This window comes from Stutzerimonas sp. S1 (assembly GCF_025966695.1).
Taxonomy (GTDB): Bacteria; Pseudomonadota; Gammaproteobacteria; order Pseudomonadales; family Pseudomonadaceae; genus Stutzerimonas.
Genome location: NZ_JAOEIY010000011.1, coordinates 1 through 20,923 on the forward strand (window position 1 = coordinate 1; position 20,923 = coordinate 20,923).

23 protein-coding genes and 1 pseudogene are annotated in these 20,923 nt (G+C 62.1%); 6 read left to right on the plus strand and 18 right to left on the minus strand.

Annotation, left to right across the window (positions count from 1 at the left end):
* Positions 1–63: 63 nt before the first annotated feature.
* The 4 genes from N8H22_RS19535 to N8H22_RS19550 all read right to left on the minus strand — a co-directional run bounded on the left by N8H22_RS19535 (position 64) and on the right by N8H22_RS19550 (position 2,079).
* On the minus strand, positions 64–243 hold the full coding sequence (locus N8H22_RS19535; RefSeq protein ID WP_264592153.1) for a hypothetical protein: 180 nt from the start codon (positions 241–243) through the stop codon (positions 64–66).
* A 15-nt stretch (positions 244–258) separates the two neighbouring features.
* Positions 259–639, minus strand: coding sequence for a hypothetical protein (locus N8H22_RS19540; RefSeq protein WP_023445840.1), 381 nt, complete (start codon positions 637–639; stop codon positions 259–261).
* 844 nt (positions 640–1,483) lie between these two features.
* Positions 1,484–1,810 (minus strand): DUF5447 family protein, encoded by a 327-nt coding sequence (locus tag N8H22_RS19545; protein ID WP_346658392.1) that lies wholly within the window; start codon positions 1,808–1,810, stop codon positions 1,484–1,486.
* Positions 1,807–2,079: a hypothetical protein gene (locus N8H22_RS19550; protein ID WP_023445839.1), complete on the minus strand. Its 273-nt coding sequence runs from the start codon at positions 2,077–2,079 to the stop codon at positions 1,807–1,809. The genes N8H22_RS19545 and N8H22_RS19550 overlap by 4 nt, the downstream gene beginning before the upstream one ends.
* Positions 2,080–2,519: 440 nt before the next feature.
* Between N8H22_RS19550 and N8H22_RS19555 the strand changes: the two genes are divergently transcribed.
* The 3 genes from N8H22_RS19555 (at position 2,520) to N8H22_RS19565 (ending at position 4,803) form a co-directional block, all read left to right on the plus strand.
* Entirely contained in the window at positions 2,520–2,849 is a 330-nt protein-coding gene (locus N8H22_RS19555; protein WP_264592155.1) for a hypothetical protein, read from the plus strand.
* A 101-nt stretch (positions 2,850–2,950) separates the two neighbouring features.
* On the plus strand, positions 2,951–3,541 hold the full coding sequence (locus N8H22_RS19560) for an SLATT domain-containing protein (RefSeq protein ID WP_264592156.1): 591 nt from the start codon (positions 2,951–2,953) through the stop codon (positions 3,539–3,541).
* Positions 3,538–4,803 carry a nucleotidyltransferase gene (locus tag N8H22_RS19565; protein ID WP_264592157.1) on the plus strand — a complete coding sequence of 422 codons (1,266 nt, stop codon included), beginning with the start codon at positions 3,538–3,540 and terminating at the stop codon, positions 4,801–4,803. Before N8H22_RS19560 ends, N8H22_RS19565 begins: the two co-directional genes overlap by 4 nt.
* 184 nt (positions 4,804–4,987) lie before the next feature.
* Here N8H22_RS19565 and N8H22_RS19570 read toward each other — a convergent pair.
* From N8H22_RS19570 to N8H22_RS19615, 10 genes and pseudogenes are all read right to left on the minus strand, one after another.
* Positions 4,988–5,419 (minus strand): annotated as a pseudogene (locus N8H22_RS19570) (OprD family outer membrane porin); the annotation flags it as partial.
* A 17-nt stretch (positions 5,420–5,436) separates the two neighbouring features.
* Positions 5,437–5,835 (minus strand): MerR family DNA-binding transcriptional regulator, encoded by a 399-nt coding sequence (locus N8H22_RS19575; protein ID WP_014597531.1) that lies wholly within the window; start codon positions 5,833–5,835, stop codon positions 5,437–5,439.
* A 78-nt stretch (positions 5,836–5,913) separates the two neighbouring features.
* Positions 5,914–7,095, minus strand: a complete 1,182-nt coding sequence (locus N8H22_RS19580; RefSeq protein ID WP_264592158.1) for an acetyl-CoA C-acetyltransferase — start codon at positions 7,093–7,095, stop codon at positions 5,914–5,916.
* Between the two features lie 257 nt (positions 7,096–7,352).
* A complete protein-coding gene (locus N8H22_RS19585; RefSeq protein WP_003280093.1) occupies positions 7,353–7,982 on the minus strand; it encodes a CoA transferase subunit B in 630 nt (209 codons plus the stop codon).
* Positions 7,983–7,986: 4 nt separating this feature from the next.
* Entirely contained in the window at positions 7,987–8,682 is a 696-nt protein-coding gene (locus tag N8H22_RS19590; RefSeq protein ID WP_003294550.1) for a CoA transferase subunit A, read from the minus strand.
* Positions 8,683–8,767: 85 nt separating this feature from the next.
* Positions 8,768–9,667, minus strand: a complete 900-nt coding sequence (locus tag N8H22_RS19595; protein ID WP_264592159.1) for a hydroxymethylglutaryl-CoA lyase — start codon at positions 9,665–9,667, stop codon at positions 8,768–8,770.
* A 197-nt stretch (positions 9,668–9,864) separates the two neighbouring features.
* Positions 9,865–11,775 (minus strand): acetyl/propionyl/methylcrotonyl-CoA carboxylase subunit alpha, encoded by a 1,911-nt coding sequence (locus N8H22_RS19600; RefSeq protein WP_264592160.1) that lies wholly within the window; start codon positions 11,773–11,775, stop codon positions 9,865–9,867.
* Positions 11,775–12,572 carry a gamma-carboxygeranoyl-CoA hydratase gene (locus N8H22_RS19605; RefSeq protein ID WP_264592161.1) on the minus strand — a complete coding sequence of 266 codons (798 nt, stop codon included), beginning with the start codon at positions 12,570–12,572 and terminating at the stop codon, positions 11,775–11,777. The genes N8H22_RS19600 and N8H22_RS19605 overlap by 1 nt, the downstream gene beginning before the upstream one ends.
* A 57-nt stretch (positions 12,573–12,629) precedes the next feature.
* Complete coding sequence (locus tag N8H22_RS19610; RefSeq protein WP_046621412.1) at positions 12,630–14,237, minus strand: carboxyl transferase domain-containing protein; 1,608 nt, start codon at positions 14,235–14,237, stop codon at positions 12,630–12,632.
* A gap of 110 nt (positions 14,238–14,347) precedes the next feature.
* Positions 14,348–15,511, minus strand: a complete 1,164-nt coding sequence (locus N8H22_RS19615) for an isovaleryl-CoA dehydrogenase (RefSeq protein ID WP_264592162.1) — start codon at positions 15,509–15,511, stop codon at positions 14,348–14,350.
* A 202-nt stretch (positions 15,512–15,713) separates the two neighbouring features.
* On the opposite strand from N8H22_RS19615, the gene N8H22_RS19620 reads away from it, so the two are divergent.
* From N8H22_RS19620 to N8H22_RS19630, 3 genes are all read left to right on the plus strand, one after another.
* Positions 15,714–16,445 carry a branched-chain amino acid ABC transporter permease gene (locus N8H22_RS19620; RefSeq protein ID WP_264592188.1) on the plus strand — a complete coding sequence of 244 codons (732 nt, stop codon included), beginning with the start codon at positions 15,714–15,716 and terminating at the stop codon, positions 16,443–16,445.
* A gap of 15 nt (positions 16,446–16,460) precedes the next feature.
* On the plus strand, positions 16,461–17,063 hold the full coding sequence (gene paaY, locus N8H22_RS19625) for a phenylacetic acid degradation protein PaaY (protein ID WP_264592163.1): 603 nt from the start codon (positions 16,461–16,463) through the stop codon (positions 17,061–17,063).
* A gap of 98 nt (positions 17,064–17,161) precedes the next feature.
* A complete protein-coding gene (locus N8H22_RS19630) occupies positions 17,162–17,359 on the plus strand; it encodes a hypothetical protein (RefSeq protein WP_264592164.1) in 198 nt (65 codons plus the stop codon).
* Positions 17,360–17,435: 76 nt separating this feature from the next.
* Here the strand turns inward: N8H22_RS19630 and ychF are convergent, their stop codons facing one another.
* The 4 genes from ychF to N8H22_RS19650 all read right to left on the minus strand — a co-directional run bounded on the left by ychF (position 17,436) and on the right by N8H22_RS19650 (position 20,842).
* Positions 17,436–18,536, minus strand: coding sequence for a redox-regulated ATPase YchF (ychF, locus tag N8H22_RS19635; RefSeq protein ID WP_264592165.1), 1,101 nt, complete (start codon positions 18,534–18,536; stop codon positions 17,436–17,438).
* A gap of 24 nt (positions 18,537–18,560) precedes the next feature.
* On the minus strand, positions 18,561–19,145 hold the full coding sequence (gene pth / locus N8H22_RS19640; RefSeq protein ID WP_264592166.1) for an aminoacyl-tRNA hydrolase: 585 nt from the start codon (positions 19,143–19,145) through the stop codon (positions 18,561–18,563).
* A 33-nt stretch (positions 19,146–19,178) separates the two neighbouring features.
* The gene (locus N8H22_RS19645) at positions 19,179–19,781 is read right to left on the minus strand and encodes a 50S ribosomal protein L25/general stress protein Ctc (RefSeq protein ID WP_264592167.1); all 603 of its coding nucleotides are present in this window, start codon (positions 19,779–19,781) and stop codon (positions 19,179–19,181) included.
* Positions 19,782–19,900: 119 nt separating this feature from the next.
* Complete coding sequence (locus tag N8H22_RS19650) at positions 19,901–20,842, minus strand: ribose-phosphate pyrophosphokinase (RefSeq protein ID WP_037041197.1); 942 nt, start codon at positions 20,840–20,842, stop codon at positions 19,901–19,903.
* Positions 20,843–20,923 lie beyond the last annotated feature (81 nt).

The window sequence follows — 20,923 nt, forward strand, 5'->3', positions numbered from 1 at the left end:
CGGAACACAGGGGCGCCCCGCCTGCATCGACCGAGACGGTGCCGTCGCAGGTGAGCGCGTAAGTCATTCGCCGGCCTGCTCGAGGTCGGCGGTTTGTTCGGAGGGTTCGCAGTCGGGGCAGACGGCGAAGTGAGGCGGCAGGCTGAGGTCGGGCAGCAGGTCGCTTTGCGGCGCGGGCAGCGCCATGAGCTTGCCCATGTCGTTTCCGCAGCAGTCGCAATACACCTGGTCATCGATCAGCATGGCCGCCCCTCCCGGTTAGTTGGCCTTGGCCGGGTCCGGCTGGGTGCCGGCTGGCTTGGCGGTTGGGGTCGGTTGCTGAGTGGGCTTGGTGGCCTGGGTGGCGGGCTTCACCGATTCCAGATGCAGGCAGAGATTGTTGCCCTTCTGTTTGCCGGCTCGGGCGATCTCGAAGTGAATGCGGACGGTTTCCAGCGGTTCGAAGTTGGCACCGGAGGCGAACACTTCGTCGGCCACTTCCAGGGGAACATCCATGCTGACGATGGACAGGCCGTTTTCGGTCTGGCCGTCCGGCTCATCGCCATAGAAGACTTTGACGATCTTTACTTCGCTGCCGTTTTGGCTGAAGGCGAGTTTCTGAGTGCCGAGAAATGCAACTTCCATAGTCGAACGTGCCATCTTGTGTTTCCTCTCTCTAGTTGCGCTTTATTGCGCGGCTTTGCTTTCTGCAGGCCGAGCGACCCCGAGCCGGTGAACTCGCAAGTTCGCCGAGGTGATCTGTTACTTGGCCTACCGGTTAAAACGTCGCGTTGTGCGTGTTCTCTAGTTGGTTAACACCAAGGGCTCTGCCCTTGTCATCCCGCTCTTGCCGCCGAGGGCTCGGGAGCGCGGGAGGAAAAGCTCTCCCGCACTCACGAGCGGAGGCTGTTTCTGTTCGTGCAGGGTCAAGGGTGCGCTCCGCCCGTGCTTCCGTTCGCCGGATCGGTGAAGCGTGATCCGACGAGCCGGGAGCGCGGCCCTGGACCTGTTCGGCATTGGCGGGGGCGGCTTGGTCTTGGGTCGTGCATTGCTCTACCAGTTGAGTCGCTGCCGCGTGCCACTGTTCGTCGACCGACTCCAGCACCTTGACGATCTGCATGGTTGCCAGCGCGGAGCCGATAGCGAACCCGATGACTGCCGGGGGCGCCCAATGCCAGAGCAGGGCGAGCAGATAACGACCGATACTCATAGAGACAGTCATGCGGCACCTCTGCCAAACATCTCGCGCTGAACCGGCGGCAGTGCTGCAGAACGGAAACCGCTGTGCCATAACTCCGGACCGTGGAGCGTAACGGGCACATAAACGCGAAACTCACGGCGCCCATGACGCAGCTGAAGCACCACACCAGTTTCAGTGCGGCGCCGGTGTACGACTTCCCAAGTGCGCCCCTTTCGTTCAAGCCGGGCGCCGACCTCCACTTGCTGCATGCGCTCCAGATAACGCTGACGGGTCTGAGCCCCTGGGCAGGTCACGCGCCACCTCCTAGAACGGAAACAACTCGCTCGGCGCCGATGTTGAGTCTTGGTAGGCAACGCTCCACCACTTCGCGGGGCGGTCGGGTGGCGTATGCTTCTCGCAGATATAGGCCGGTTCCACTGTCCACTCCGAGAGCAGAGGCTTCCAGGTTCCACCGACGCGGCCCATTTGCAGCGTGCGAATCGGTCGCGCAGAGGCGGGGCGGCATTGGGCGCAGCGTGTGGACGGGGAGGGAGCGGGGTTCGCCACTTCGCGTCCGGACCAGCAGACAGAGCAGTCGCAGTCCGGTCCATGGGGAAGCCGGTTGTAGGCGCTCATGGTCGATGGCCTCATTCATCGGCGTAATCACCCTGGCAGAACACCGACTTGCCCCGCTCGATGTCGCGGCGGATGCGGTGCAGGTTGATGACGCGGCGGCGGCCAATCTTCACGGTCGGGAGGGTGTAGGTTTCCACCCAGCCGCGCACGACGTCTTCGGTGATCTGCTCGACGCCCATCATTTCAGCCAGCACGAGCTGCGTGCAGAACGGTGCTTCCCGGAAGCTGACGATCCGTTCGGCTTGGCCTTCGATGGTTAACCCCACTACACCAGACTGTTCCATAGCTGTACCTTATGCCTCATTGCTTACGGCAAACCCTATGAATTTGCCCTATGTACAACATCGTAATCTTGCCTTCTGTATTTGTACATAGGGCACGTCATGAGTAATAAGAATGAGCGGCACCCTTACTGATAGAGCGCTTCAATTAATCAATGCCGCGAGCTTGGTTGAGCTTTCGAAAGCCGGTGAGACGGACTACCCGCGATGGGTGAACATCAAGCGAGGACGAGCGCGGGTTGGTGCGGACGAGATAGAAATCCTCGCCAGGGTCTTCCCTAGCTATAGGTGGTGGTTGCTTACTGGCGAAGTGCTACCAGACAATGGCCAGACGAGCCCCGACTACGACGAGGCCAACCGAAACTTGGCCAATCCAAACGCGGGATAGCGATCACACAGGAAGTAGCTAGGCGCTGGTACGCCCGAAGGAATGGAGAAGACCAATGAAACGGATTTTGCTGGCACTGGCGCTCGTCGCAAGCCCCATTCTCGCTGAAGAATCCAAACCCATTGCCACCCAAGTCGGTGATGCAATGCGGCCTGCTGCCGAAGCCTATGGCAAGGCAGTTTCTCGCTGGACTGACGAATTCTTCGCTGGTTCAAAGGGAATGCTGGGCGACGCTGCCCGCGCCAACCTCAAAGCCCGAGACCAACGTGAACGCGAAGCAAATCGCGGAGTTCGGCGCACCATGAAGGAATGCATCAAGCCTGGAAACATCATTGATGATGACGTGAAGGAGTGCATTGAAGGGCTAAGAGTTAGGGAATGGTAAGGGCGGACGTAGAAAAAGACCTCTAGCTTCTATGGCGAAAGCTTTACGAAGCGATGATAGAAAATGAACGCTATGAACCTACAGCCATAATGGATGTGAGTATGGAAAAAGCCACATTGTTAAAAATGATCGCTGAACGCGGTTATGATGCTGGATATTGCGCAAAGCTGCATTTCTCCACTTTTGATATTGTTGAGAAAACTCCAGGCTGGATAGGATTAATAACTACAGTAATTGGCATATTTGCACTAGTGGTCCCGGCTTTCCAGACAAACACAATGTCTGCCTCGATTGTTGCGATAGGTATAACGACCCTGTATATAAGTTTTTATAATGAAAAGAAGGGTGAGTATTTTGAGGCCGGCCGAAAACTGACATTGGTCTATGATGCGTTAAAGAAGCTTTATGCCAAAGTAAAGGTCGCTAACCCTGATGGCTTGATTGAAGCAGAGGCTGAATATGACAGGTTGTCTAGTGAAATTCATGCGCTTTGCATGAGTAAGCATATCTTTTCCGCAGGGTGGCTAGCTCATAAAAAATTCTTCTGGGAACAGCAGATAGACTGGATAGAAGAGAGTAGGCCGTTTAATTTTTATCGAGACAAAATACCCCTGTCTGCATATGTTTTTTTGTTGATGGCGCTCGTTGGATTGGCTGCATATAAGTATGTGAATGCGGGGTGTCTGTTATGAGCGCCGGTCTATTTAGTGAATTTCGTTCAAATCTCTCAGTCAAAAATGCTGACGAGATAAGTGCAAGCTACAGAAAGATCACTAAGAAGCTCAATGGGAAATACTACGACTCGGAGTCTGATACTTCACATTGCAGGCAGGTAGGATCCTATGGGAGAAGGACCGCCGTTGATGGTGTAAGTGACTTAGACATGGCTTTTGTTCTGCCATGGGATGTCTACGAAAGGTTCAATAAGTATTCAAACAATAAGCAGTCTGCGTTGCTTGGTGAGATTAGGAAGGAGTTGGCCGATTTATATCCTAATAAGACTGTGCGGGCACAGCAGCAAGTTGTTTCAGTTGATTTTGGTACATATATTGTAGAGGTTCTACCTGCGTTCGAGAACGACGATGGGAGCTTCACGTATCCTGACGCAAACGATGGTGGAAATTGGAGGGCGTGCAATCCAATTGCGGAAATTGAAAAAATAGACGACCTGCATAAATCTACCAATAGTAATCTGAAACGACTATGCAAGATGGTTAGGGCTTGGAAAAACGACCATGGCGTAGCAATTAAAGGGATGTTGATCGATACGTTGTGTCATAATTTTTTTGAACAAACGAATGATTATGACGAGGCAACATACAAAGACTATAAGAGTCTCGTTAGGGATTTTTTTGCGTTCTTGGTTGAACAAGACGAAGAGCAAGAATACTGGTCGGCACCTGGAAGCAGATCAAGGGTCTATAAAAGTGGGAATTTCCACGCAAAAGCTAAGAAGGCCTTACGCAGGTGCTCGGAAGCGTTAGAGGATGAAACTCTAGCGCATGAGAAGTGGAAAACGGTTTTTGGCGTCCACTTCCCCGACCTGGAAAATGAAGAAGAGCGCCAGCAGGGATATCAGGAAGAGTTTATAAATGACAAGTTCTCTCTAGATATTCAATATACGTTGCGGGTGGATTATTCAGTAGAGAGTGTTGGGGAGAGTTTGAGGGCGTTGATGTCACGCGTCATTGACTATAGGTTGCCCAAAGAGAAGAAGTTGACATTTTATATCTCTGAAATCGATGTCGAGCCGCCTTTTAAAATCTACTGGAAGGTTAGAAATACCGGCCCTGAAGCAATTGCAAGGAAAATGCAAAGGGGGAAAATTGTAGTTGATAGTGGGGCTAGGCAGATTACAGAGCGCTCAAACTTTGATGGCGATCACTTCGTGGAATGCTACGCGGTAAAGAATGGGGTTTGCGTAGCTCGTGGACGTGCTGTTGTACCCATCTAAGCTGTGACTACATGGCAAGCTTTCTCTGCATCACTCTGGGTTAGCGAGGCCGAAGACGGATTGAAAGCTGCATTCTGTGGGGCTTTCTGGGGCAGTCAGGCGCGGAACAAGCGATTCATAATGCTGATGTCCCAGGTTCAAGTCCCGGTGTAGCCACCAGACACATAAAGGCGATTAGCGAGAGCTAATCGCCTTTTTTGTTGCCTGAATTTTTCGTTGTCCATAAAGGGAGCGGCAGGCTGTAGCTGACGATGAAGCGGTTGTCGTTCAGGTCGTTGCCGAAGTTACTGCGGGTGGTGTTGCGCAGGCGCAGGCCAAGGTTCTTCAGCAGGCTGCTCTGGAGCACGTAGGCGACGTTGGTGTTGCGATCCCAGGTCTTGCCTTCGCTAGCGCCCGAACTGCGGTCGAGGATGATGTCGTCGGAGAGGTGGCGGGTCGTCAGGCTCCGGCCGGGGATGCCCATGGCGGCGAAGTCGTAGTCGTAGCGGGCCTGCCAGGGGCGTTCGTCCTCGTTGCCGAAGATCCTTGATCTGCACAGGTTGACCAGCGAGTTGTCGCTACCGGCGATGTAGGCGAAGCCGGTGTCGCCGTTGAGCTGCTGATAGCCGGCGGCGAAGGGGCGGCCGCGTGCGATCAGCTGGCGGCTTGCTTGGCCAGGGTGCTTTCCAGGGCGCTGCGGCAGCGCTCCTCGGCGGTGTCCAGCTCCAGCTGCATTTGCTGGATGTCGAGCAGTTGCTGCTCCAGCTGCTGGCGCCGCTCGGCGATCATCTGCAGCATGATGTTCAGCTGCTTCTGGTTGCCGGCCTTGGGGTCGTAGAGCTCGATCAGCGTCTTGCATTCGGCCAGCGAAAAGCCGATGCGCTTGCCGCGCAGGATCAGCTTCAGCGCGACGCGATCCTTGGGCGAATAGATGCGCTCCTGGCCGCGGCGGGTCGGCGTGAGCATGCCCTGTTCTTCATAGAAACGGATGGCGCGGGTGGTGATGTCCAGCTCGTTGGCCAGGTCGGAAATGCTGTAGGTCTGTTTAGCCATGATTCCTTCCGATCATCCTCTGTCACGCCCGGTGATCCGGGCGCGTGTCTGCCAGCATGCCCTGCCGCGACGGTGCGCTCAGGGGCGTTCGACTGCCAAGGCTACTCCCTGGCCACCACCGATGCACAGTGTTGCCAGGCCCTTGCGAACATCGCGGCGCTGCATCTCGTGCAGCAGGGTCACCAGGATACGGCAGCCCGAGGCGCCGATCGGGTGGCCGAGGGCGATGGCGCCGCCGTTCACGTTGACCTTATCGGCATCCCAGCCCAATTCCTTACCCACCGACAGCGCCTGCACGGCGAAGGCTTCGTTGGCTTCGATCAGGTCCAGCTCGGCCAGCGTCCAGCCGGCCTTTTCCAGGCAGCGGCGGGTTGCGGTGACCGGACCGATACCCATGATCGCCGGGTCGACGCCGGCGTTGGCGTAACCGGCGATCTTGGCCAGCACCGGCAGGCCCAGGGCTTCGGCCTTGCTGGCGCTCATCAGCACCACTGCGGCGGCGCCGTCGTTCAGGGTCGAGGCGTTGCCGGCGGTGACGCAGCCGTCCTTCTTGAAGGCTGCACGCAGGCCGCCGAGGGATTCGGCCGTGGTGCCGGCGCGCGGCTGCTCGTCACGGGCGAAGGCAAGCGGGTCGCCCTTGCGCTGGGGAATCATGACCGGGGTGATCTCGGCATCGAAGCGGCCGCTTTCGATGGCCGCCGCGGCACGTTGCTGCGACTGCGCGGCGAAGGCGTCCTGCTGGGCGCGGTCGATGCCGTACTTGTCGGCCAGGTTCTCCGCAGTGATGCCCATGTGGTAGTCATTGAAGGCATCCCACAGGCCGTCGGTGATCATGGTATCGACGATCTGCGCGTGGCCCATGCGCAGGCCGGTGCGTGCGCCGGGCAGAACGTAGGGCGCCAGGCTCATGTTCTCCATGCCGCCGGCGATGACCACTTCGGCATCGCCGCAGCGGATCGCCTGCACGGCCAGATGCACGGCCTTGAGGCCCGAGCCGCAGACCTTGTTCAGCGTCATGGCCGGTACGGCGTGGGGCAGGCCGGCCTTGATCGAGGCCTGGCGCGCGGTGTTCTGCCCGGCGCCGGCGGTGAGCACATGGCCGAGGATGACTTCATCGACCTGGGCCGGGTCGATGCCGGTCTTTTCCAGCAGCGCGCGGATCACGGTGGCGCCCAGTTCGACCGCCGGCACATTGGCCAGCGAGCCCTGGAAACTGCCGATGGCGGTGCGGGTTGCAGCTACGATGACGACGTCTTGCATGACGGACTCCGAATAAAAAGGCGCTACGCCGGGGCGTAACGCGAGGACCAGGCTCGCGGCCTGGCTCCGGGAAAGGGTGCCCTCGAACGACAGGGGGCAAGCCGTTGGTCAGCGCGCTGGCAGACCGGTCGATGCCGCAGTATACGGGCGCCTGGGTGACTGGCCAGTGCTGGCGCGCCGCCGGCTCAGGGCGTTCGGGGCAGGCGGGAAGACGCGGCGGGCAAGGGATGCTCCGGCGTTCTTCCCGCACGCTGGCTTCAGCGCTGGATCGGGCTGCCGGTAGCCTCTTGCAGCTCATCGAAGCTGACGCCTTCGGCCAGTTCGACCAGCTTCAGGCCCTGCTCGGTGACGTCCAGTACGCCGAGGTCGGTGATGATCCGGTCGACCACGCCGAGACCCGTCAGTGGCAGGTCGCAGGCCGGCAGGATCTTGTGCGCGCCGCCCTTGGCGGTGTGCTCCATCAGCACCACGACGCGCTTGACGCCGGCCACCAGATCCATCGCGCCGCCCATGCCCTTGACCATCTTGCCGGGGATCATCCAGTTGGCCAGGTCGCCCTTCTCCGACACCTGCATGGCGCCGAGAATGGCCAGGTTGATGTGACCGCCGCGGATCATCGCGAAGCTCTGCGCGTTGTCGAAGAAGCTCGAGCCGGGCAGGGCGGTGACGGTCTGCTTGCCGGCGTTGATCAGGTCCGGATCGATCTCTTCCTCGGTCGGGAAGGGGCCGATGCCGAGCAGGCCGTTCTCGCTCTGCAGCCAGACGTCCATGCCCTCGGGGATGTAGTTGGCGACCAGGGTCGGCAGGCCGATACCGAGGTTGACGTAGAAGCCGTCCTGCAGCTCCTGGGCGGCGCGCTGCGCCATCTGTTCACGTGTCCAGGCCATGGTCTCAGCTCCTCACCGTGCGTTTTTCGATGCGTTTTTCCGGGTTCGGGTTGTGCACGATGCGATGCACGTAGATACCCGGCAGGTGAATCTGGTCCGGGTCCAGCTCGCCGGTCTCGACGATCTCTTCCACCTCGACGACGCAGACCTCGCCGGCCATCGCTGCCAGCGGGTTGAAGTTGCGCGCGGTCTTGCGAAACAGCAGGTTGCCGGCCTTGTCGGCCTTCCATGCCTTGACCAGGGCCAGGTCCGCGGTCAGTGATTCTTCCATCACGTACCACTCGCCGTTGAACTGGCGGGTTTCCTTGCCTTCGGCCACCAGCGTGCCGTAGCCGGTCTTGGTGTAGAACGCCGGGATACCCGCGCCGCCGGCACGCAGCTTCTCCGCCAGGGTGCCCTGCGGGGTGAATTCCAGGGCCAGCTCGCCAGCCAGATATTGGCGCTCGAACTCCTTGTTCTCACCCACGTAGGAGGAAACCATCTTGCTGATCTGCCGCGTCTCCAGCAGCAGGCCGAGACCGAAGCCGTCGACGCCGGCGTTGTTGCTGATGGCAGTCAGGTCCTTCTTGCCGCTATCGCGCAGGGCGGCGATCAGCTGCTCGGGGATGCCGCACAGGCCGAAGCCGCCGACGGCGATGGTCATGCCGTCCTCGACCAGGCCTTCCAGGGCGTGGGCGGCGCTGGGGTAAATCTTGTTCATGAATTACCTCTACTTGTTGTTCTGTCTGTGCCGGGTGGTCCGATAGATGGCCGCCCAACAATAGGGTTTAGCAAAATCGGTGCCGCTAACCGGCCTGCCTGGCGCGGGCGACCCGCGAACCATTGGCACGCCCCAGCAGCTGGCTGATGCGCTGGCCGGCGCCGATCAACGAATCGAGGTCGATGCCGGTGGCTATGTCCAGTCCGCTGAACATGTACAGCACATCCTCGCTGGCGACATTGCCGCTGGCGCCTTTGGCATAGGGGCAACCGCCGAGGCCGGCCACCGAGCTGTCGAACACCGCGATGCCTTCCAAGAGGCTCGCATAGATATTCGCCAGCGCCTGGCCGTAGGTGTCGTGGAAATGCCCGGCCAACCGTTCGCGCGGCACTTCGCGGGCCACGGTATCGAACAGCGTGCGGGTCTTGCCCGGTGTGCCGGTGCCGATGGTGTCGCCCAGCGATACCTCGTAGCAGCCCATGGCGTACAGCTCGCGGGCAACTTCGGCGACCTTGGCTGGTGCCACCTCACCCTCGTAAGGGCAGCCGAGCACGCAGGAAACGTAGCCACGCACACGGATGTCGTGCTCGCGAGCAGCCTCCATCAGCGGGGCGAAGCGCGCCAGGCTCTCGGCGATGGAGCAGTTGATGTTCTTCTGCGAGAAGGCTTCGGAGGCCGCACCGAACACCGCGACTTCCTTCACGCCGGCCTCGATGGCCGCCTCCAGGCCCTTCATGTTCGGCGTCAGTGCCGCGTAAGTGACCCCGGCCTTGCGCTGGATCTGCGCGAAGACTTCGGCGGAGCCCGCCATCTGCGGCACCCACTTGGGCGAGACGAAGCTGCCGACTTCGATGTAGCTGAGGCCGGCGGCGCTCAGGTCGTTCACCAGGCGCACCTTGTCCGTCACGCTGATCGGCTGCTGCTCGTTCTGCAGACCGTCGCGCGGGCCGACTTCCACCAGCCGGACCTGTTTGGGCAGGCTCATATGTCCTCCTGGGGTGAGCGCGATTGGCGCGCTCACCGGTTTATTTCTGTCATCCGGCATCCGGCATCCGGCATCCGGCATCCGGACGGGGCCGGTGCCTGGTGTCGGTGGAAAAGCCTGCGGCGTTTTCCACCCTATGGCCTTGCGTTCATGCGTAGGGTGGACAACGGCGAAGCCTTGTCCGCCTTGTGCATCCTTCAGGCCTCTTCCATCTCCAGCAGCACCGCGCCTTCACTGACCATCTCGCCTTCGCTGCAGAACAGGCTCTTGACCACGCCTGCCTGGGCACTGCGGATGCTGTGTTCCATCTTCATCGCTTCCAGCACGATCAGCGCGGTGCCGGCTTCGACATGCTGACCGGCCTCGACCAGTACACGAACGATGCTGCCGTTCATCGGTGCGGTCAGACCGCCGTGATGCTGGTGGCTGGCCTCGGCTTCGGCGATGGGGTCGAAGGCGCGCACGGCCAGCCATTCGCCGTTCCACTGCAGATACAGCGCATCGCCCTGGCGAATTGCCCTGGGCGTACGGACGTTCTGCTGCGGTGCTGCCGGGTCGACCTTCAACCGGCGGCTTTCGCCATTGCACTGCAGATGCAGGCTGATCTGCGCCGGCATGCCGAAACGCAGCCCGCTGCGCTTGGACCACGGCGAATGGGCATCGTCGCCGCGTACCTTGGTCGGTTCGGTCTGCACGAAGCACTCCGCAGCCTGCTGCCAAAACGCATCGGATAGCTCGCCAGCCGGACGCAGCAATTCGCTTTCGTGACGCGGAATAAAGCCGGTATCCAGCTCGGCCTCGGCAAACGCGCGGTGGCCGACGACGCGGTGCAGGAACGCGAGGTTGGTGCGCACGCCGCCGACCGCGGTTTGGTCGAGCATGGCCAGCAGACGGAGGCGCGCTTCCTCGCGGTTCTCGCCCCAGGCGATCAGCTTGCCAAGCATGGGATCGTAGAACGGCGACACGGTATCGCCCTCGGCGACGCCGCTGTCGACGCGACGGCCCGGGCCATCCGCTGCTTCACGGTAGAGATCGAGGGTGCCGGTGGCGGGGAGGAAATCGTTGTCCGGGTCTTCGGCGTACAGCCGCACCTCGATGGCGTGGCCGATCAGCGGCACCTGTTCCTGACGAATCGGCAGCGGCTCGCCGCGGGCGACGCGAATCTGCCAGGCAACCAGATCGAGTCCGGTGATGGCCTCGGTGACCGGGTGCTCGACCTGCAGGCGGGTATTCATTTCCATGAAGAAGAATTCGCCACGGGCGTCGAGCAGAAACTCCACCGTGCCGGCACCAACGTAGCCGATGGCCTGCGCGGCCTTCACCGCCGCTTCACCCATGGCGCGGCGCAGCTCGGGGGAAAGACCGGGGGCTGGGGCTTCCTCGACCACCTTCTGGTGGCGACGCTGGATCGAGCAGTCACGCTCGTTGAGGTACAGGCAGTTGCCGTGCTGGTCGGCGAAGACCTGGATCTCCACATGGCGCGGCTTCAATACGTACTTTTCCACCAGCATGCGCGAGTCGCCGAATGACGATTTTGCTTCACGTTGCGCGGACGCCAGCGCCTCGGCGAGATCCGCCTCGCGCTCGACCACCTTCATGCCCTTGCCGCCGCCCCCGGCGGTGGCCTTGAGCAGCACCGGATAACCGATCTTTTCCGCGGCAGCGCGGAACGTTTCCACGTCCTGCGCTTCGCCGTGATAGCCCGGCACCAGCGGCACGCCGGCTTCTTCCATCAGCGCCTTGGCGGCGGACTTGCTGCCCATGGCGTCGATGGCCGAGGCGGGCGGGCCGAGGAAGATCAGCCCGGCCTTTTCAATGGCGCGGGCGAACTCGGCGTTCTCCGAGAGAAAGCCGTAGCCCGGGTGGATCGCCTGGGCACCGCTGGCCTTGGCCGCCTCGATCAGCTTGTCGATGCGCAGGTAGCTGTCGGCCGGCTTGGCGCCGCCCAGGTCGATGCGGATATCGGCTTCGCGGGCATGGCGCGCCGTGGCGTCGATGGCGCTGTGCACGGCAACGGTGGTCAGGCCCATGGCCTTGGCGGTGCGCATCACGCGGCAGGCGATCTCGCCGCGGTTGGCCACCAGCAGGGTATCGATAGGACGATTCATCACTTGTTCTCCTGCCAGGCCGGCGTGCGTTTTTCCAGGAAGGCACTCAGGCCTTCCTGACCTTCCGGGCTGGTGCGCAGGCGGGCGATGGCCTGTTCGGTCGTCTGGCGCAGGTCGGCGTCGAAATCGCCGTCGCCCACCTCCAGTAATAGCTCTTTGCAGGCCTTGAGCGCCTGCGGGCTGTTGAGCAGCAGGTTGTCGACCCATTGCTCGAGCGCGGCGTCCAGTTCACTGGCCGGATAGGTTTCGGCGAGCAGGCCCAGTTCGCGGGCGCGCTGGCCGTCGAAGCGTTCGGCGGTCAGCGCGTAGCGGCGGGCGGCGCGCTCGCCGATGGCCTTGACCACGTACGGGCTGATCACCGCCGGCGCCAGGCCGATGCGGACTTCCGACAGGCAGAACAGTGCGTCGCTGGCGCCGATGGCGATGTCGCAGCAGGCGATCAGCCCCAGCGCGCCGCCGAAGGCCGCGCCCTGCACCACGGCCAGGGTCGGCTGCGGCAGCTGGTAGAGGCGTTGCATCAGCTCGCCCAACTCATGGGCATCAGCGAGATTGGCCTGGTAGTCGAGTTTGGCCGACTCGCGCATCCAGCCCAGATCGGCGCCGGCGGAGAAGTGCTTGCCGCGCCCGCGCAGGATCAGGAAGCGGATGCTGGCATCGTCCTGCACCTGGGCCAGCGCCGCGTTCAGTTCGCCGATCACCCGGGCGTCGAAGGCGTTGTTCTTGTCCGCGCGGTTGAGCCAGAGGGTGGCAACGCCGCGCGCGTCTTTGTTCAGTTCGATGGTCTGGAAATCGGTCATCTCGGCATCCTCGATGGGGCTGCAGTCGCCGGCGCGCTTGGCTGCCGACGGCTCGGATTACATGCGGAACACGCCGAAGCGGGTCGGCTCGATCGGCGCATTCAGCGCGGCGGACAACGCCAGTCCCAGCACCTCGCGGGTCTGCGCCGGGTCGATCACACCGTCGTCCCACAGCCGGGCGCTGGAGTAGTACGGATGGCCCTGGCGCTCGTACTGCTCGAGGATCGGCTGCTTGATCGCGGCTACCTCGTCGTCGCCGAGACTCTTGCCGGCGCGTTCGCTTTGCTCCTGCTTGACCTGCGCCAGCACCCCGGCGGCCTGTTCGCCGCCCATCACGGCGATGCGTGCGTTAGGCCACATCCACAGGAAACGCGGATCGTAGGCGCGGCCGCACATGCCGTAGTTGCCGGCACCGAAGCTGCCACCGATGAGCACGGTGAACTTCGGCACCTGGGCGCAGGCCACCGCGGTGACCAGCTTGGCGCCGTGCTTGGCGATGCCGCCGGCCTCGTATTTCTGCCCGACCATGAAGCCGGTGATGTTCTGCAGGAACAGCAGCGGGATGCCGCGCTGGCAGGCCAGTTCGATGAAGTGCGCGCCTTTCTGCGCCGCCTCGGCGAAGAGGATGCCGTTGTTGGCGAGGATGGCGATCGGGTAGCCGTGCAAGTGGGCGAAACCGCAGACTAGGGTGGTGCCGAACAGCGCCTTGAATTCATCGAACTCGCTGCCGTCCACCAGCCGTGCGATCACTTCGCGTACGTCGTAGGGTTGCTTGGCCTGCGCCGGAATCACGCCGTACAGCTCGTCGGCGGCATACAGCGGTGCTCGCGGTTCGCGGGTTTGCAGCTGGCCGAGCTTGCGCCAGTTGAGGTTGGCCACGCAGCGGCGGGCGATGGAAAGCGCGTGCTCGTCGTTCTCGGCGTAGTGGTCGGCAACGCCGCTGGTCTTGCAGTGCACGTCGGCGCCGCCCAGCTCCTCGGCAGTCACCACCTCACCGGTGGCGGCCTTCACCAGCGGCGGGCCGGCGAGAAAGATGGTCGCCTGGTTGCGCACCATGATGGTTTCGTCGGCCATCGCCGGCACATAGGCGCCGCCGGCGGTGCAGGAGCCCATGACCACGGCGATCTGCGGGATGCCCATGGCGCTCATATTGGCCTGGTTGAAGAAGATCCGGCCGAAGTGCTCGCGGTCCGGGAACACCTCGTCCTGACGCGGCAGGTTGGCGCCGCCGGAGTCCACCAGGTAGATGCATGGCAGGCGGTTCTCGCGGGCGACGGTCTGCGCGCGCAGGTGCTTTTTCACCGTCAGCGGGTAGTAGGTGCCGCCCTTCACGGTGGCGTCGTTGGCGATGATCATGCACTCGATGCCTTCGACACGGCCGATCCCAGCGACTACACCGGCAGCGGCGACGTCTTCGCCATAGACCTCATGGGCGGCCAGTGGGGCGAGTTCGAGGAAGGCCGAGCCGGCGTCGAGCAGGGTGTCGATGCGCTCGCGCACCAAGAGCTTGCCGCGCGAGACGTGGCGCTGCTGGGCGGTGGCGCCGCCGCCTTCGCTGACGCGACCGAGCAGGGCACGCAGGTTGTTCACCTGTTCGAGCATCGTCGCGCTGTTGGCGGCGAACTCCGGCGAACGGGTATTGATCTGGGTGTGCAGGATGGCCATGGTTGGCTCCGTTCGATTCCTTCATGGATGGCGCTGCCATCCACCGACTGCGGTGGAAAACCCTTAGCGGTTTTCCACCCTACGAGGCTGGGCGTTGTTCCGCCCGCAGCTCACCTGGTCTCGTTGAACAGCTCGCGGCCGATCAGCATGCGGCGGATCTCGCTGGTGCCGGCGCCGATCTCGTAGAGCTTGGCGTCGCGCAGCAGGCGGCCGGTGGGGAATTCGTTGATGTAGCCGTTGCCGCCGAGGATCTGGATCGCCTGCAGGGCCATCTGCGTGGCATTTTCGGCGGTATAGAGGATCACCCCGGCGGCGTCCTTGCGGGTGGTTTCGCCGCGGTCGCAGGCCTGGGCGACGGCGTACAGATAGGCACGGCTGGCGTTGAGTTGGGTGTACATGTCTGCCACCTTGCCCTGGATGAACTGGAATTCGCCGATGCTCTGGCCGAACTGCTTGCGGTCGTGGATGTAGGGCACCACCACATCAAGGCAGGACTGCATGATCCCGGTCGGGCCGCCGGCCAGCACCACGCGTTCGTAGTCCAGGCCACTCATCAGCACCTTGACGCCGCCGTTCTCGGCGCCCAGCACGTTCTCTTCCGGCACCTCGACGTCATCGAAGAACAGCTCGCAGGTGTTGGAGCCACGCATGCCGAGCTTGTCGAACTTGTTGCCGCGGGAAAAACCCTTCCAGTCGCGCTCGACGATGAACGCGGTGATGCCGTGCGCGCCCTTGTCCAGGTCGGTCTTGGCGTAGATCACGTAGGTGTTGGCGTCCGGGCCGTTGGTGATCCAGGTCTTGCTGCCGTTGAGCACGTAGCGGTCGCCGCGCTTCTCGGCGCGCAGCTTCATGGAGACCACGTCGGACCCGGCATTCGGCTCGCTCATGGCCAGCGCCCCGACGTGTTCGCCGCTGATCAGCTTGGGCAGGTAGCGGGCCTTCTGCTCGGGGGTGCCGTTGCGGTTGATCTGATTGACGCACAGGTTCGAGTGGGCGCCGTAAGAGAGGGCGACCGAGGCCGAGCCGCGGCTGATCTCTTCCATCGCCACCACGTGGGCCAGATAGCCGAGGCCGGCGCCGCCGTATTCCTCGGAGACGGTCACGCCGAGCAGACCCATCTCCCCGAATTTCTTCCACATGTCGGCCGGGAACAGGTTGTCCCGGTCGATGGCCTCGGCGCGCGGCGCCAGCTCGGCGGCGACGAAGGCCTGGACCTGCTCGCGCAGCATGTCGATGGTTTCACCGAGGGCGAAGTTGAGGCTGGAGTAGTTCATGGGGCCACCTGCTTGTCTTGTAATTGTTCTGTTTCTGTAGGTTCGTTCGGGTGCTGAGTGGACAGCTTACGCGCTGTGCTCGACGGTTTTTGGTTCTCTGATTTGCGACCAATCGAGTGGGTTGTCAGTCAGTTACCTTTACGTTAACGTAACCGTGCCCTTGGATGACTGTCAACACCGCCAGCGCCCTATCACCGGCTACATGCTGAGCAGTTTCAGCGGGCTCAGCACCGAGCTCGGCATCCTCGCCGGCACCCTGGCTTCGACGGCGCTCGGCGCGCTGTTCGGCATGCTGGCGATCCGCAGGCAGGGCATCTACTTCGCGATGATCACCCTGGCACTGGCGCAGCTGGTGTTCTTCGTCTTCGTCCAGGCGCCGTTCACCGGCGGTGAGAACGGCCTGCAGGGCGTGCCGCGCGGGCATCTGTTCGGCCTGGTCGACATGCAGAACAACCTGGCCATGTACTACTTCGTGCTGGCGGTATTCGTGCTTGGCTTCGCCATCATCCAGCGCACCATTCATTCCCCGTACGGCCAGGTGCTCAAGGCGATCCGCGAGAACGAGCCGCGCGCCGTCTCGCTCGGCTACAACGTCGGTCGGCACAAGCTGCTGGCGTTCGTCATCTCCGCGGCGCTTGCCGGCCTGGCTGGCGCGACCAAGACCGTGGTGTTCCAGCTGGCCTCGCTGACCGACGCGCACTGGCACATGTCCGGCGAAGTCATTCTGATGACCTTGCTCGGCGGCGTCGGCACCATCCTCGGCCCGCTGGTGGGCGCCACGGTGGTGGTGACGCTGCAGAGCTCGCTGTCCAACGGACCATTGGGCGAGTGGGTGCACGTCATTGTCGGGGTGATCTTCGTGCTCTGCGTGCTGCTGTTCCGCTCCGGCATCGTTGGCTGGCTGGAGCGGCTGGTGAAGCGCAATTTCAAGTGAACGAAGGAGACGGCAATGCCCTGCTATAGCCTGGAAGGTCTGACGCCGGTGGTGCACCCGAGCGCCTTCGTTCACCCGACTGCGGTGCTGATCGGCGACGTGATCGTCGGGCCGGGTTGTTATGTCGGACCGCTGGCGAGTTTGCGCGGCGATTTCGGTCGCATCCTCCTCGAGGAGGGCGCCAATCTGCAGGACACCTGCGTGATGCATGGTTTTCCACAGAGCGATACGGTGGTCGAGCGCAATGGTCACATCGGCCACGGGGCGATCCTGCATGGTTGCCGGATTGGTGGCGATGCGCTGATCGGCATGAACGCCGTGGTGATGGATCGCGCGGTGGTGGCTGCGCGCTGCATCGTTTCGGCCGCGGCATTCGTCAAGGCCGGCTTCAGCTGTCTGGAGCAGATGCTGGTGATGGGGACGCCGGCGGCGGTGAAGCGCGCGCTGAGCGATGAGGAGGTCGCCTGGAAACAGGCGACCACCCGCGAGTACCAACAGCTGGCGCAACGCTGCCGGCACAGCCTGCTGGCCTGCGAGCCGCTTGCTTGCGTCGAGCCCGAGCGGCCGCGCATTGCCGACAGCGGTCTGCGCGCCAAGGTGGATCAGCCGCGGCGATAGCGCAGGGCATTCCGCACGGACCGGGCAGCACTGTTCAAGACCGAACGATGGACGCTCAAGCGTGCCTAACCTGCCAGACACTACTGGAGGGCTCGCTCATGCCTAGCGCTGAATTCGCTATGCGATCGTGCACCGACTATCCGTGGCTGGCCGACGAATCACCGCTCAATGATCTGGACGATGCCGAAAGCGAAGCCGAGCTGGAGGAGTCGGGCGAACTGTCGGAAGAGACGCTTGAACAGCTGGAGAAGGTCGCCCCGCCGCCTGCACCGATACCCGATCCGGGGCCGCTGTGAACTCCCTCTTTTCGAGGTCCACGCTCAGCCAAAAGGCCCCGACGAGTCGGGGCCTTTTGGCTGAGCGTGGACGGACTCAGACGTTGAAGCGGAAGTGCATCACGTCACCGTCCTTGACGATGTAGTCCTTGCCTTCCAGGCGCCATTTGCCGGCTTCCTTGGCCCCGGCTTCGCCGCGGTACTGGATGAAGTCGTCGTAGGCGATGACTTCGGCGCGGATGAAGCCTTTCTCGAAATCGGTGTGGATCACCGCCGCGGCCTGCGGGGCAGTGGCGCCGATCTTGACGGTCCAGGCGCGCACTTCCTTCACACCGGCGGTGAAATAGGTCTGCAGGTCCAGCAGCTGGTAGCCGGCACGGATAACGCGGTTCAGACCCGGTTCTTCCAGGCCCAGCGCCTCGAGGAACATGTCCTTCTCTTCACCGTCGTCCAGCTCGGCGATTTCCGCCTCGATCTTGTTACAGACCGGGACGACGATGGCGCCTTCTTCCTCGGCAATGGCTCTCACCACGTCGAGGTGCGGATTGTTCTCGAAGCCGTCTTCGGCAACGTTGGCGATGTACATCACCGGCTTGCTGGTCAGCAGGTGGAAGCCGCGTACCAGACGCTTCTCCTCATCGCCGAGGTTCTTCAGCAGGGAGCGCGCCGGCTTGCCTTCAGTGAAGTGGGGAATCAGTTTTTCCAGCAGCGCCTTCTGCGCCAGGGCTTCCTTGTCACCACCCTTGGCGTTGCGCGCGACCTTCTGCAGCTGCTTTTCGCAGCTGTCGAGGTCGGCAAAGATCAGTTCAAGATCAATGATCTCGATATCGCGCTTGGGATCGACCGAGTTGGAGACGTGGATGACGTTCTCGTCCTCGAAGCAGCGCACCACGTGAGCGATGGCGTCGGTCTCGCGAATGTTGGCGAGGAACTTGTTGCCCAGGCCTTCACCCTTGGAGGCACCGGCGACCAGACCGGCGATATCGACGAACTCCATGGTGGTTGGCAACACGCGCTCGGGCTTGACGATCTCCGCCAGTGCATCGAGACGCGGATCGGGCATCGGCACGATACCGCTGTTCGGCTCGATGGTGCAGAACGGGAAGTTCTCCGCCGCGATGCCGGATTTGGTCAGGGCGTTGAACAGGGTGGACTTGCCGACGTTGGGCAGACCGACGATGCCGCAGTTGAATCCCATGGTGATCTTGCCTCGGAGTTAGGTTCAGGCCTTCTGGCTGTGCAGGCGCTGCATGGCCCGGGTCCAGTCGCCGGCCAGGATTTCCGGCACAACGCCCAGCGCGAAGTCGATGCTGGCGTCGAGCTTCTCGCGTTCAGTCTGCGGCGCACGACCCAGTACATAGCCACTTACCAGACTGGCGTGACCCGGGTGGCCGATACCCAGACGCAGGCGATGAAAGCCGTTCTGATTGCCGAGCTTGGCGATGATGTCGCGCAGCCCGTTGTGCCCGCCATGACCGCCGCCCTGTTTGAGCTTGGCGACGCCAGGAGGCATGTCGAGTTCATCGTGGGCTACCAGGATGGACTCGGGGGGAATTCGGAAAAAACCGGCCAATGCCGCCACTGCCTGACCGCTGCGGTTCATGTAGGTAGTGGGGATCAGCAGGCGGACGTCTTCGCCCTGATGGCTGAACTTGCCGACCAGGCCGAAGTACTTGCGATCGCTGGCGAGGTGGACGCCTTCGCGGGCAGCCAGACGCTCAACGAAAAGAGCCCCCGCGTTATGCCGGGTCTGGTCGTATTCGGGGCCTGGATTTCCCAGGCCGACGATCAGTTTGACGGCAGTCACGTCGGGGGCCCTTCCTCAGGCTAGCGCGAGTGATTACTCGGCAGCGCCTTCTTCCTTGCTTACGCGCGGAGCGTGGATGTTGGCAACCGGCAGATCACTGCCGTGGGCCAGGGAAACCAGCTCGACACCTTTCGGCAGCTTGAGGTCGGTCATGTGTACGACTTGGCCGACTTCGACGTTCGCCAGGTCGACTTCGATGAACTCAGGCAGGTTCTGCGGCAGGCAGGACACTTCGACTTCGTTCAGGTTGTGCAGAACCTCGCCACCCTGTTGCTTCACGCCAACCGAGCTTTCCTGGTTGATGAAGTGCAGGGGAACGTGGGCGGTCACTTTCTGGCCGGCGACAACGCGAACGAAGTCGGCGTGCAGGACGAAGCTCTTGGCCGGGTGGCGCTGCAGGGCCTTGATCAGTACGGATTCCTTGGAACCGTCGACGTTCAGGGTCAGCACGCTGCTGAACGATGCTTCGTTGTCCAGCAGCTTGGCCAGCTCTTTGGCCAGGATGCTGATGGACTGCGGGGCCTTGTCACCACCGTAGATGACGGCAGGAACCAGGCTGGCGTTACGACGCAGGCGGCGGCTCGCACCTTTCCCCAGGTCGGAACGCACTTGGGCATTCAGGGTGAAATCGGTCATTTCGTTTCTCCAGTAACAACATTACCCGTCGCGCTTGCGACCAGCGCTCGGGCTGTTGGGCAAAAAGCCCCGCGCGAAGCGGGGCACATTTCGGTCGGCGCGGATTCCGTAGCTTGCGCTTAGCGGAACATCGCGCTGATCGATTCAGCATTGCTGATGCGGCGGACCGCTTCAGCCACCACTGGCGCGATGTCCAGTTGGCGAATTCGGCTGCACGACTGCGCAGCGGCCGACAGCGGGATGGTGTTGGTCACCACCAGCTCGTCAAGCACGGATCCTTCGATGTTCTCGATGGCGCGGCCGGACAGGATTGGGTGTGTGCAGTAGGCGTAGACCTTGGCAGCGCCATGGTCCTTCAGCGCCTTGGCGGCGTGGCACAGGGTACCGGCGGTGTCGACCATGTCGTCGACCAGGATGCAGGTACGGCCTTCGATGTCACCGATGATGTGCATCACTTCGGACTGGTTGGCCTTCGGGCGACGCTTGTCGATGATCGCCAGATCGACGCCGAGGGACTTGGCCACGGCACGGGCGCGAACCACACCACCGATATCGGGGGAGACGATCATCAGGTTCTCGAAACGCTGAGCCTGGATGTCGTCGACCAGTACCGGCGAGCCGTAGATGTTGTCGACCGGCATGTCGAAGAAGCCCTGGATCTGGTCAGCGTGCAGGTCGACAGTCAGGACGCGGTTGACGCCGACGACATCGAGCATGTCGGCTACGACCTTGGCGCTGATCGGCACTCGGGCCGAGCGTGGGCGGCGATCCTGACGGGCATAACCGAAATAGGGGACCACTGCAGTGATACGCGTCGCCGAGGAGCGGCGGAAGGCATCGGCCATTACCACCAGTTCCATCAGGTTGTCGTTGGTCGGAGCGCAGGTCGGTTGGATCAGAAAGACGTCCTTGCCGCGAACGTTCTCGTTGATCTCGACGCTGATCTCGCCGTCGGAGAATTTTCCGACGTAGGCATCACCGAGGGGGATATGCAGCTGACGTACGACACGCCGGGCCAGATCGGGGTTGGCGTTCCCCGTGAAGACCATCATCTTGGACACGCGCAGTACCTGCCTGAGGGTGGGTCCGATGAATAAAAAGCTGTTCAAAAGACAAGCTCTTGAACAGCTTCATGTGTATGG

Excerpts from the sequence above, each read along its gene's own strand:
- N8H22_RS19550 (WP_023445839.1), bottom strand. The coding sequence starts at position 2,079 with ATGGAACAGTCTGGTGTAGTGGGGTTAACCATCGAAGGCCAAGCCGAA.
- N8H22_RS19545 (WP_346658392.1), bottom strand. The coding sequence starts at position 1,810 with ATGAGGCCATCGACCATGAGCGCCTACAACCGGCTTCCCCATGGACCG.
- N8H22_RS19575 (WP_014597531.1), bottom strand. The coding sequence starts at position 5,835 with ATGGCTAAACAGACCTACAGCATTTCCGACCTGGCCAACGAGCTGGAC.
- N8H22_RS19645 (WP_264592167.1), bottom strand. The coding sequence starts at position 19,781 with ATGACCGATTTCACCCTGAATGCCCAAGTGCGTTCCGACCTGGGGAAA.
- N8H22_RS19535 (WP_264592153.1), bottom strand. The coding sequence starts at position 243 with ATGCTGATCGATGACCAGGTGTATTGCGACTGCTGCGGAAACGACATG.
- N8H22_RS19540 (WP_023445840.1), bottom strand. The coding sequence starts at position 639 with ATGGCACGTTCGACTATGGAAGTTGCATTTCTCGGCACTCAGAAACTC.
- N8H22_RS19590 (WP_003294550.1), bottom strand. The coding sequence starts at position 8,682 with ATGAACAAGATTTACCCCAGCGCCGCCCACGCCCTGGAAGGCCTGGTC.
- N8H22_RS19600 (WP_264592160.1), bottom strand. The coding sequence starts at position 11,775 with ATGAATCGTCCTATCGATACCCTGCTGGTGGCCAACCGCGGCGAGATC.
- N8H22_RS19580 (WP_264592158.1), bottom strand. The coding sequence starts at position 7,095 with ATGCAAGACGTCGTCATCGTAGCTGCAACCCGCACCGCCATCGGCAGT.
- N8H22_RS19565 (WP_264592157.1), top strand. The coding sequence starts at position 3,538 with ATGAGCGCCGGTCTATTTAGTGAATTTCGTTCAAATCTCTCAGTCAAA.
- N8H22_RS19615 (WP_264592162.1), bottom strand. The coding sequence starts at position 15,511 with ATGAACTACTCCAGCCTCAACTTCGCCCTCGGTGAAACCATCGACATG.
- N8H22_RS19595 (WP_264592159.1), bottom strand. The coding sequence starts at position 9,667 with ATGAGCCTGCCCAAACAGGTCCGGCTGGTGGAAGTCGGCCCGCGCGAC.
- N8H22_RS19630 (WP_264592164.1), top strand. The coding sequence starts at position 17,162 with ATGCCTAGCGCTGAATTCGCTATGCGATCGTGCACCGACTATCCGTGG.
- ychF (WP_264592165.1), bottom strand. The coding sequence starts at position 18,536 with ATGGGATTCAACTGCGGCATCGTCGGTCTGCCCAACGTCGGCAAGTCC.
- N8H22_RS19620 (WP_264592188.1), top strand. The coding sequence starts at position 15,714 with ATGCTGAGCAGTTTCAGCGGGCTCAGCACCGAGCTCGGCATCCTCGCC.
- N8H22_RS19605 (WP_264592161.1), bottom strand. The coding sequence starts at position 12,572 with ATGACCGATTTCCAGACCATCGAACTGAACAAAGACGCGCGCGGCGTT.
- paaY (WP_264592163.1), top strand. The coding sequence starts at position 16,461 with ATGCCCTGCTATAGCCTGGAAGGTCTGACGCCGGTGGTGCACCCGAGC.
- N8H22_RS19610 (WP_046621412.1), bottom strand. The coding sequence starts at position 14,237 with ATGGCCATCCTGCACACCCAGATCAATACCCGTTCGCCGGAGTTCGCC.
- N8H22_RS19555 (WP_264592155.1), top strand. The coding sequence starts at position 2,520 with ATGAAACGGATTTTGCTGGCACTGGCGCTCGTCGCAAGCCCCATTCTC.
- N8H22_RS19560 (WP_264592156.1), top strand. The coding sequence starts at position 2,951 with ATGGAAAAAGCCACATTGTTAAAAATGATCGCTGAACGCGGTTATGAT.
- N8H22_RS19585 (WP_003280093.1), bottom strand. The coding sequence starts at position 7,982 with ATGGCCTGGACACGTGAACAGATGGCGCAGCGCGCCGCCCAGGAGCTG.